9 protein-coding genes and 1 pseudogene are annotated in these 9207 nt (G+C 72.9%); 4 read left to right on the forward strand and 6 right to left on the reverse strand.

Annotated features, from left to right (window positions below; translation table 11 throughout):
- Together AB0F15_RS44300 and AB0F15_RS44305 are read right to left on the reverse strand one after the other, a co-directional pair.
- A pseudogene (locus AB0F15_RS44300) lies at positions 1-242 on the reverse strand (M15 family peptidase); the annotation flags it as partial.
- A gap of 147 nt (positions 243-389) precedes the next feature.
- Positions 390-1289: an SDR family oxidoreductase gene (locus AB0F15_RS44305; RefSeq protein ID WP_360283836.1), complete on the reverse strand. Its 900-nt coding sequence runs from the start codon at positions 1287-1289 to the stop codon at positions 390-392.
- 107 nt (positions 1290-1396) lie between these two features.
- Here AB0F15_RS44305 and AB0F15_RS44310 point away from each other — a divergent pair, with 107 nt between their 5' ends.
- Positions 1397-1987, forward strand: a complete 591-nt coding sequence (locus tag AB0F15_RS44310; RefSeq protein ID WP_360283838.1) for a TetR family transcriptional regulator — start codon at positions 1397-1399, stop codon at positions 1985-1987.
- 60 nt (positions 1988-2047) lie between these two features.
- Here AB0F15_RS44310 and AB0F15_RS44315 read toward each other — a convergent pair whose 3' ends face one another.
- The 4 genes from AB0F15_RS44315 to AB0F15_RS44330 all read right to left on the reverse strand — a co-directional run bounded on the left by AB0F15_RS44315 (position 2048) and on the right by AB0F15_RS44330 (position 5626).
- Positions 2048-2395 (reverse strand): UBP-type zinc finger domain-containing protein, encoded by a 348-nt coding sequence (locus AB0F15_RS44315; protein ID WP_360283840.1) that lies wholly within the window; start codon positions 2393-2395, stop codon positions 2048-2050.
- A gap of 35 nt (positions 2396-2430) precedes the next feature.
- A complete protein-coding gene (locus tag AB0F15_RS44320) occupies positions 2431-3240 on the reverse strand; it encodes a hypothetical protein (protein ID WP_360283842.1) in 810 nt (269 codons plus the stop codon).
- 129 nt (positions 3241-3369) lie between these two features.
- On the reverse strand, positions 3370-3915 hold the full coding sequence (locus tag AB0F15_RS44325) for a hypothetical protein (RefSeq protein ID WP_360283844.1): 546 nt from the start codon (positions 3913-3915) through the stop codon (positions 3370-3372).
- A 7-nt stretch (positions 3916-3922) separates the two neighbouring features.
- Positions 3923-5626, reverse strand: a complete 1704-nt coding sequence (locus AB0F15_RS44330; RefSeq protein ID WP_360283846.1) for an enoyl-CoA hydratase-related protein — start codon at positions 5624-5626, stop codon at positions 3923-3925.
- 362 nt (positions 5627-5988) lie between these two features.
- Between AB0F15_RS44330 and AB0F15_RS44335 the strand changes: the two genes are divergently transcribed.
- From AB0F15_RS44335 to AB0F15_RS44345, 3 genes are all read left to right on the forward strand, one after another.
- Positions 5989-6465 (forward strand): MarR family winged helix-turn-helix transcriptional regulator, encoded by a 477-nt coding sequence (locus AB0F15_RS44335; RefSeq protein ID WP_360283848.1) that lies wholly within the window; start codon positions 5989-5991, stop codon positions 6463-6465.
- Positions 6462-7667, forward strand: coding sequence for a cytochrome P450 (locus tag AB0F15_RS44340; RefSeq protein ID WP_360283850.1), 1206 nt, complete (start codon positions 6462-6464; stop codon positions 7665-7667). Before AB0F15_RS44335 ends, AB0F15_RS44340 begins: the two co-directional genes overlap by 4 nt.
- Positions 7668-7860: 193 nt before the next feature.
- A complete protein-coding gene (locus AB0F15_RS44345; protein WP_360283852.1) occupies positions 7861-9090 on the forward strand; it encodes an AI-2E family transporter in 1230 nt (409 codons plus the stop codon).
- Positions 9091-9207: the final 117 nt, after the last annotated feature.

Here is a 9207-nt window from a genome sequence, read left to right on the forward strand (position 1 = left end):
ACCGCCCCGTCGAAGCCCAGGAAGCTCAGGTTGACCAGCCGCAGCTGATCGGGACCGACCGGGCAGCCCTCGTGCCAGCTGTTCCCCAGCCGCTCGGCGGTGACCGGCTTGATGACGGCGACGTAGGCCGGGAGGCTGCTGCCGGCCGGCGCGGCGAGTTCCACGGTCCGGGCCGTGGCGGCCGGCGCCGGCGTCGCACCGGTCAGGGCCACGGAGAGCGCGAACGTGAGGACAGCGAACACTTTCGTTCTCGGTTTCATGGCCGCCCCACGCCCGGCCCCGCTGTTCCGCTGCGTCCAAGTCGGATTGCTCACAGCGCGACAACCCTCGAGCGGCCTGCGGACACCGCGACCGCGCGCGACCCGGCTACCGCGCCGCGTGCGACCCGGTTACGACGCCGCCGAGTACGCGCCCGCCGCGAGGTCCTCGACCAGCGTCGGCCCGGCCGGGGTCCAGCCGAGCAGTTCCTGCGTGGCGGTGCTCGTCGCCACGAGGTCCATGGCGAAGAACGTCCCGATCCAGCCGAAGTGGCCCGGGACGTCGTCCGCCGGGACGGCCGCGACGGGCAGGTCGAACGCGCGGCCGATCGCCTCCGCGATCTCGCGGGTCGGCACGCCCTCCTCGGCGACGGCGTGCAGGCGGGCGCCCGCGGGTGCCTTCTCGAGACCGAGCCGGACCATGCGGGCGGCGTCGGTGACGTGCACGGCAGCCCACCGGTTGGTCCCGTCGCCGGGGTAGCCGGAGACGCCCTTCTGCCGGGCGATCGCGGCGAGGGCCGCGATGAACCCGTGGTCGCGCAAGCCGTGCACGGTCGGCGAGAACCGCAGGCTGACCGGGTGCACGCCGCGGTCGGCGAACTCGAGCGCGAGGTTTTCGGCGCCGCCGCGCGGCGAGTCCGGGCCGTGGTACGGGGACGCGTCGGCTTCGGTCAGCGGCCGCCCCTGCGCGAACCCGGCGATCCCCGACGCCAGCAGGAACGGACGGCCGCTGCCGGACAGGGCCTCGCCGATGGTCTGGACGGCACCCCGCTCGGCCGCGTTCGACACGGCCGGGTTCGCGAAGTCGTGCTTGTTCGCCAGGTGGATGACGGCGTCGGCCTCGTCCGCGCCGGCGCGGATGCCGTCGAGATCGTCGAGGTCGCCGCGGCGGACGCGGACGCCCTTCGCTTCGAGCTTCCCGGCGGACGCGGCCGACCGGGCCAGCCCACTGACCTCGTGGCCGCCGTCGAGCAGCTCGTCGACGACGGCGGAGCCGATCCAGCCGGAGGCTCCAGTGACGAAAACGCGCATGGCGTGAACTCCTTAAACATCTGAGTGATGTCAGTGACCGACGTCAGCCGCTGACCTACGAACCATACGCCTTCACGTCAGCCGCTGTCATCACTAGACTCGGCCGCATGGTGCGCTGGCAACCGGGAGCCCCGGAGCGGCTGCAGAAGGCCGCACTCGAACTGTTCGCCACCCGCGGGTTCGAGCAGACGACCGCGGCGGAGATCGCCGAGGCGGTCGGCCTGACCGAGCGCACCTTCTTCCGCCACTTCAGCGACAAGCGCGAGGTGCTCTTCCAGGGTCAGCAGGTGCTGGTCCAGGCCTTCCTCGACGGCGTGGCCGCGGCGCCGCCGGAGTCGTCGCCGCTGGAGGTCGTCGCCTCCGGCCTGCGGTCGGCGACGAGCTTGTTCGTGGATGAGCGCCGCGCGCACTCCCGCGCGCGCCAGTCCGTGATCGACCGGAACCCGGGGCTGCAGGAACGGGAGCGGCACAAGATGACCACCCTGGCCACGACGGTCGCCGACGCCCTGCGCGCCCGGGGCGTCGACGAACTCGCGGCCACGCTGGCCGCGGAGTCGGGTGTCACCGTGTTCGGCATCGCGTTCACCCAGTGGCTGCGCGACGGCGAGGAACGCTCACTGACCGCCATCGCGAACGGGGTGTTCGGCGAACTGCTCGATTTGGCCGGAAAGGCCGGCGTGAGCCGCGAAAACCCGTGATCGGGGCGGCCCGCGGTTCGGCTCTTCACGGGCGCGCCCCGGCCGGGGCTGCCCCGGGCGTCAGTGCACCTGCGACTGCCAGTCGGCCGGCACCCGGCCCGCCGGGCCGGGCACCGGCTGCGTGATGGGCCGGTGCTCCGGGGGCGCCAGGGCCGGGCCGTCGTAGGCCTCCCCCGTCTCGAAGCTGTAGAACCAGTCCTCGCCCGGCTCGAAACTGCGGATCAGCGGGTGCCCGCTCGCCCGGTAGTGCGCCGTCGCGTGCTGGGCCGGTGACGTGTCGCAGCAGCCGATGTGGCCGCACTGGGCGCAGCGGCGCAGGTGCACCCACCAGCCGTCCGCGGCCAGGCACTCCGCGCAGCCCGTTCCACTCGGCGGCGCGGTGACGTCGATTCCCTCGGTTTCGGCCATGCCGACAGTCTGCCCCGAACGCGGGCCGGACGCACTCAGGGCGCGCCCGCCGGAAAGCTCGGCGCCGGCAGCCCGGCGAGGCGGCGACAGAGGGCGAGGACGGCCTTGGCCCTGGCGAACTCGACCGGGGTGAACGGCAGCAGCGGCCGGGTCACCACCAGGCTCCCGTCGATGTCCACCAGGCGCATCACCGTCTCGTCGATGCCTTCACCGGCCGCTTTCCCGCGACGCCCGGCGGGTTTCCGTTCGACGCCGCATTCGCCGAGCACCGCCAGCAGGAGCTGGACCGGGTCGGGGTCGGACGCGGCCGCCATCGTCAGCACGCGGGTCGGCAGGTCGACGAACTCGTGCACGTCCGCCGGCACGACCCGCACGTCCCGGCCGCCGCCCAGCTCGGTGACCGTGGCGATGCCGGCGGCCGTCGCACCCGCCGGCGCGCGGACGAAGAACTCGTCGACCACGCCGTCCGGGACCGCGAGCACCTGCAACGAGACGATGTCGTAGCGGTGGGCCGCCAGCGCGGCCGTCACCCCCGCCAGGCTCCCCGGCACGTCGCGGACCGTGGCGCGCACCCGCCACGCCACTCCGGTCAGCGGCGGCTGGTCGTGCGTGGCCGGGACCGGCCGCGGCCGGTGGGTCCACCACCGGCGCCACGCGGCGGTGGCGACCAGCAGGCCGCCGAGGCCGAACAGCACGAGCGGCCCGACCCGGTTGTGGGACAACGTGCTGACGAACAGATCGGCGACCCCGGTGGCGATGAACAGCGCCGCGAGCTCGATCAGCTCACGGCTCATCGACGTCCTCGCGCGCCGGGCGGTCTCGGGGCGTCCCTCGGCTTCGGTCATGCCGCCAGCATCGGTGCCTCGGTTTACCCCGCGCTCGTCCACCTGTCACGATTCAGTTAACCGGCGGGCCCCGGTCGGCGCGCCGCGGCAAACCGGTCGTAACGGGATCGCTCCGGCGCGGGCCCGGTTTCAGCCCGTTCCCCGGCCGCGGTTCTTCGCGATGTTCCGGATCTTCCTGGTCGCCCCGGACGCGGCGAGCAGGGCGAGAACCGGCGGCGGTGACGTCGGCCCCGCCGCGAGAAGGCGTTGCATCCAGGGGGTGACCTCCGCCAGTTCGGCCTCCGACGGCACGTGACCATCCTTTATGGACAGCCAGAACAGCCACTCGCGGACGCGCCGGCGGACGAATTCCCGGTTCGCCTCCGTCGCGAACCGGTCCGTCTCGGACAGGATCTCCGCCGACCAGTGGCGGAACCCGGCGGCGCCGGCCGTCTTCGCCGCGATCCGGTCGACGAGGTCGACCACCGCCGCCGTGGCCATCGTTCCGCGGGGATCGCGGACGATCGTGGCCACGAGCGCGCGATCCCCGTCGCGGCGCCCGGAAGCGGCGGCCACCGCGACGATGCACTGGTACGCGGCCCATCGCACGTGCTCGTCCGCGACGGCCGCGTCGACGTCGACCTCGACGAGGCCGGCGTCGGCGAGCAAGCCGGTCAGGTCCGTGCGCAGTGTCATCGCCGCTTCAGCGTACGGACCCCAGCTGCGGACGTCGCGAAACCGGCAGCCGGTGCGGTTCCGGCCGGGCCGGGCCGGCGGCCCGGCCGGTGAGGAAGGAGCGCCGGGCGTCGGCGAAACCGTGGCGGTCGTCGAAGATGTCGTGGCTCATTTCGGCGAGTTCCCGTACCCGGTAGGTTTCCAGGGGCCGGCGTCGCTCGTCGGCTTCCCGGGTGGCCCGTTTGCGGCCGAGCAGGGCTTTCGCGGTTCCGTCGGCGGCCAGTTCGGTGGCGTAGTCCAGCACGGTGTCGGCGAATCCCGCGCGATCGCTCGGGGCGAGCCGGTCGACGATCCCGATCCCGGCCGCTTCGGCGGCGGTGATCGGCTCGCAGCAGGTGGTCAACCGGTTCGCCTGCGCTTCACCGACCCGGTGCGGCAGCACGTAGGTCCAGTACTCCGAACCGTAGAGGCCCATCTTCCGGTAGTGCGGGTTGAGCAGGACGCCGTCCCGGGCGATCACCTTGTCCGCACCCAGGGCCAGCATGACCCCGCCCGCGCCCGCGTCGCCGACGAGCGCGGAAACCACGATCTGCCCGGTGCAGCCGATGATCTCCCGGCAGAGGTCGTCGATCGCGGTGATGTTCCGCCACGCTTCGGCGGCCGGCTCCGGATGGGCGTCGATGACCCCCAGGTGCAGGCCGTTGGAGAACACCTCGCCGCCCGCCAGGACCAGGACGGTGGTGTCCTGCGCGGCCGCGTGGCGCACGGCCGCGGCGAGCCGGCGGCAGTGGGCGGTGGACATCGCGCCGTTGTAGAACGCGAACTGCACCAACCCCACCTTGCCCACCCGCCGGTAGCCGACTTCGCGGAGACTCGGCGGGCCCGCGATCCGCGGTACCTCCGGAACACCCCCGAGAGCCAGCGCGGCGGGGAGCTTGACCGTCGTGCCGGGAGCCTCGGGAGCCAGCCGCCGCGCCTGCCCGATCCACAGCCCGCCGTCGCCGGTGCGGACCAGAACCGCACCGTGCCGGCGGGCCGCGATGGTGCCGGGCTCGCCCGCCGCCGGGTCCCCCGGCTGGGCGTCGAACACCGCGACCGGCACCCCGGCCAGTTCGGTGTGCACGCCGGGACGGCCGTCCGCGGCGCGGATGCGCCGCAGGATGCGGCCGGTCGGATCACCCCAGGAGAAGGACCGGTCGGACTGGCGGACCAGGGGACGGACCGCGCCCACCGCGTCGGGGCGCTGGTCCTGGCGCCGGGGCGTGAACCCGGGATCTTCGGCTTTGGTCACCACCTCGCCGATCAGGCTCATCGCGGCGTCGGACACCTCGGTGTTGTAGAGGGTGCTCTTGCGCGGCGGCTCGGCAGGCATCGCGAACACCCGCGTGCCCCAGATCGGCCCGCCGTCGAGGTCTCCGGTGGCCTGCAGGGCGGTCACGCCCCAGGTGGGTTCGGCGTCCATGATCGCCCAGTCGAGCGCGGACGGGCCGCGGTCGCCTTCCGGGCCGGGATGGATGATGATCGTGCGGTGGCGGCGCCAGACCTCCTCGGGCACCCGCTGGCGCAGGAACGGGCAGAGGATCAGCTCCGGGTTGTCGGCTGCCGCCGCCGCGGCGATTTCCCGGGAATGGCGAACGGTCTGAACGGTGACGCGGTGGCCGCGGGCGCGCAGGGTGAGCCAGGCGCGCTGACTGAGGCCGTTGAACGCAGAGCACAACAGCAAAATCTTCAACGGGACTCCGCTCGTCCGGTCCTCGACGTGGGCCGCGAAACAACCGGTCAACGGTACCCGGAGCAGCGACGGACGCGACGCAGCCAAAGGGCGTAAATGCCTTCGGCCGACCGGGGCCGATCCGGCGGACGGTGATGTCCGTCAGTGAAATCGAAGGCGATCCCGGCACGGAGAAACCACCACGGCGATTTCTTGGAGATATTTCTCCTCCCGGCAAAACATTTCGGTGATCACCCGATGGACAAAGTGATCCGTTCGGGAACCGGCCGATGACCACTCGGACAGTAGTACTGATGTGATGACCATCTGACGGTCTCCATCCCAGTTGGACAACAGAACTCGTAATGAGTACATTACTACTGATGGAAGATGCTCAAGATCTCGACACCGCGCGGGCGGTGCGCCAAGGCGTCCTGCGGCTGGCGCGGCGGCTGCGCGGCGCCCGCTCGGCCCACGCACTGAGCCCGGCGAAGGTCGGGGTGCTGGGATACCTGTTCCGGCACGGGTCCGGCAGCCCCGGCGAAATCGCCGCGGCCGACGGGCACCGACCCCAGGCGCTGACCAAGGTGTTCGCCGAATTGGAGGCGGATCTGCTGATCACCCGGGCGCCCAACGAACACGACGGGCGCGGCGCGGTGCTCGAGCTCACCGACCGGGGTGCCCAGGCACTCAAGGACGACATGCGCGAGCGCGACGCATGGCTGGCCACGGCGCTCGGTGCGCTCACCGGCACCGAGGCCGGCCTCCTGCGGCTGGCCGGCCCGCTGCTCGAGCGCCTCGCCGACCAGCCCGCGGCCCCGCGTCCGCCGGAGCGCCAACCGGCCGGGGAGGAAGCATGACCGAACCGTTCCCCTTCGCCCGGGACTGCCCGTACAGCCCACCGCCCCGGCTCGCGCAGCTGCGGCGCGACGCGCCGATCAGCCGGGTCCGGATCTGGGACGGCAGCACCCCGTGGCTGCTCACCCGCTACGACGACGTCCGCGCCGTGCTCGCCGACCGGCGCTTCAGCGTCGACCCCACGCGTCCCGGCTATCCCGCGCGCGGCCCGGCCGGCCGGGCTCGCCGGCGTGGGACCGGCTCGTTCATCAGCATGGACGCCCCGGAACACACCCGCCTGCGTCGCATGCTGATCCAGGAATTCACCCTGCGCCGCGTCGCCGCGCTGCGGCCCGCCGTCGAGCGCACCGCCACCGGACTGCTCGACAAGCTGGTCGCCGGGCCCGAACCCGCCGACCTGGTCCGGACCTATGCGCTGCCGCTGGCGTCGATCGTCATCGCCGAACTGCTCGGGGTGCCCTACGCCGACCACGCGTTCTTCGAAGAACGCGCCCGCGTGATGACGGACAACGCCACCTCCGGTGACGCCAACCGCGCCGCCACCGCCGACCTCGCCCGCTACCTCGGCACCCTGCTCCAGCACCGCCGCGCCCACCCCACCGACGACCTCCTCGGCCGGCTGAGCGCGCAGCAGGTCGAGCCCGGTCACCTCGACCGCGCCGGCGCGGTGTCGATGGCCGTGCTGCTGCTCGTCGCCGGCCACGAGACCACCGCCAACCAGCTCGCGCTGTCGGTCGCGTTCCTGCTCCGCAACCCCCGGCTCGCGGAAAGCTTCCGGCGAGCGGACGGCCCGCCCGCCACCGCCGTCGACGAGCTCCTGCGGCTGTTGACCATCACCCACACCGGCCGGCGCCGGGTGGCGACCGCCGACGTGCCGATCGGCGGGGTGGTCATCCGCGCGGGCGACGGTGTCATCGCGGCGGCCGACATCGCCAACCGCGACCCCGGCCGGTTTCCCGCCCCCGACGACGCCGACCTCGGCCGCACCCCGAACCCCCACCTCGCCTTCGGCCACGGCGAACACCTCTGCCTGGGCCACGCACTGGCCCGCACCGAACTCGACGTCGGGCTCACCGCGCTCCTCCGGCGGCTCCCGGCGCTCAGGCTCGCGACGCCGGAACCGGAACTCCCCTTCCGCCACGACCACCCCATCTACGGCATCGATCACCTGCCGGTGGCGTGGAGCGGGCTGAACGTCCACTGAGGACGCCGAGGTGCGTCTGGCTCGTCCGGGCAAAGGCAGCGCCGGTCGGCACGGGTACGGGCGGCAAGGCGGTCATCGGCCGGCGATGTCGTCCGCCGGGATCCGTTCCCGCCCGGGTTTCGCCCGCGCCGGGTGACGTGGAAAGCACCAGGACCGGACACGGTGGCGTGGCCGCCTGATTCCGGAGGATCACATGGTGCGAGTTACGCTCACCGACTTCCCCACCCACCGGTTCCGCATGCCCCGGCGGAACCGGGCCGCGGCCGGGGAACAACGGGAGGGTCGCACCAGCCGGCACCCGTTCCGGACGCGCGCCGGCAGCTCCGGCACAGGCGGCCACCTGCCGCCGGTTCCGTGGGCGCCCGAAGGCGCCCTCGGCACCGGCGGCAGTTCGCTTCCCCGTGCGCTCGTCGTGCTCCTGGGCGCCGCCGCCGCGGTGGTCGTGCTGGCCGGGGTGCAGGCCGTCGCCTGGTTCGTCGGCCCTGTCTTCCTCGCCGTCATCGTCGTGATCACCCTGGACCCGGTGCGCACCTGGCTGCGGGACAAGGGGTGGCCGCGCTGGCTGACCGTCGCCGTGCTGGCGGCCACCGTCTACGCGGTCCTGCTCCTGTTCTTCCTCGTCGTCGTGGTGTCCGTCACGCAGCTGTCGGCGCTGGTCCCCCACTACGCCGGGCGGATCGACGAGCTGCTGCACGGCGGGCTGAGCACGCTCGGCCGGTTCGGGGTCGGCGAACCGCAGCTGCGTGCGATGTTGTCGTCCGTCGACGCCGGGAAACTGGTCGGCCTGGCGGGTTCCCTGGTCGCCGGGGTCGGTGGCCTGGTCACGAACTTGGCCTTCCTGCTCGCCCTCCTGCTGTTCTTGAGCGCCGAAACGGCGTGGGCGGGTCAACGCCTCGGCCGGATCGCGCACGACCGGCCGTGGATCTCCGCCGCGTTGCGGGTCTTCGCTTCGGGCACCCGGCGGTACCTGCTCGTGACGACCGTGTTCGGCGGGCTCGTGGCCGCGCTCGACACCACCGCGCTCGCCCTGCTCGGCATCCCGGGCGCCGTGCTGTGGGGGTTGCTCGCCTTCGTCACCAACTACGTTCCCAACGTGGGCTTCGTGATCGGGGTGGCCCCACCCGCGCTCATCGCCCTGCTCGACGGCGGCTGGCCTTCGCTGCTCGTGGTGCTCACCGTGTACGCCGCGCTGAACTTCGTGGTGCAGTCCCTGATCCAGCCCCGGTTCGTCGCCGGCTCGGTCGGTCTGTCCACTTTGGTCACCGTACTGGCTCTCGTGTTCTGGACCTGGCTGCTGGGCCCGCTCGGTGCGGTCCTCGCCGTGCCGGCGACCTTGCTGGCCAAGGCGCTGCTGGTGGACGTCGACCCGCAGGCCCGCTGGGCGGAGGCACTCCTGTCCGCCCCTCACCGGGACGAGGAGTAGCCCCCGCGGTCGCTACCCGCCGGGGCCGGCGAAGGGGTGCTGGCGAACGTCCTGCGCCGTGACGGGAAGCCGTCCGCGCTGGCCCGCTGAGCCGCTGGTTGATCTCTTGCTACCGTT

The sequence above is a fragment of the Amycolatopsis sp. NPDC026612 genome (assembly GCF_040638285.1).
In the GTDB taxonomy this organism is placed as follows: Bacteria; Actinomycetota; Actinomycetes; order Mycobacteriales; family Pseudonocardiaceae; genus Amycolatopsis.

What these genes read in the sequence shown, in the direction of transcription:
- AB0F15_RS44340 (WP_360283850.1), top strand. Translation starts at nt 6,462, where the DNA reads ATGACCGAACCGTTCCCCTTCGCCCGGGACTGCCCGTACAGCCCACCG.
- AB0F15_RS44345 (WP_360283852.1), top strand. Translation starts at nt 7,861, where the DNA reads ATGGTGCGAGTTACGCTCACCGACTTCCCCACCCACCGGTTCCGCATG.
- AB0F15_RS44315 (WP_360283840.1), bottom strand. Translation starts at nt 2,395, where the DNA reads ATGGCCGAAACCGAGGGAATCGACGTCACCGCGCCGCCGAGTGGAACG.
- AB0F15_RS44335 (WP_360283848.1), top strand. Translation starts at nt 5,989, where the DNA reads ATGGAAGATGCTCAAGATCTCGACACCGCGCGGGCGGTGCGCCAAGGC.
- AB0F15_RS44305 (WP_360283836.1), bottom strand. Translation starts at nt 1,289, where the DNA reads ATGCGCGTTTTCGTCACTGGAGCCTCCGGCTGGATCGGCTCCGCCGTC.
- AB0F15_RS44325 (WP_360283844.1), bottom strand. Translation starts at nt 3,915, where the DNA reads ATGACACTGCGCACGGACCTGACCGGCTTGCTCGCCGACGCCGGCCTC.
- AB0F15_RS44310 (WP_360283838.1), top strand. Translation starts at nt 1,397, where the DNA reads ATGGTGCGCTGGCAACCGGGAGCCCCGGAGCGGCTGCAGAAGGCCGCA.
- AB0F15_RS44320 (WP_360283842.1), bottom strand. Translation starts at nt 3,240, where the DNA reads ATGACCGAAGCCGAGGGACGCCCCGAGACCGCCCGGCGCGCGAGGACG.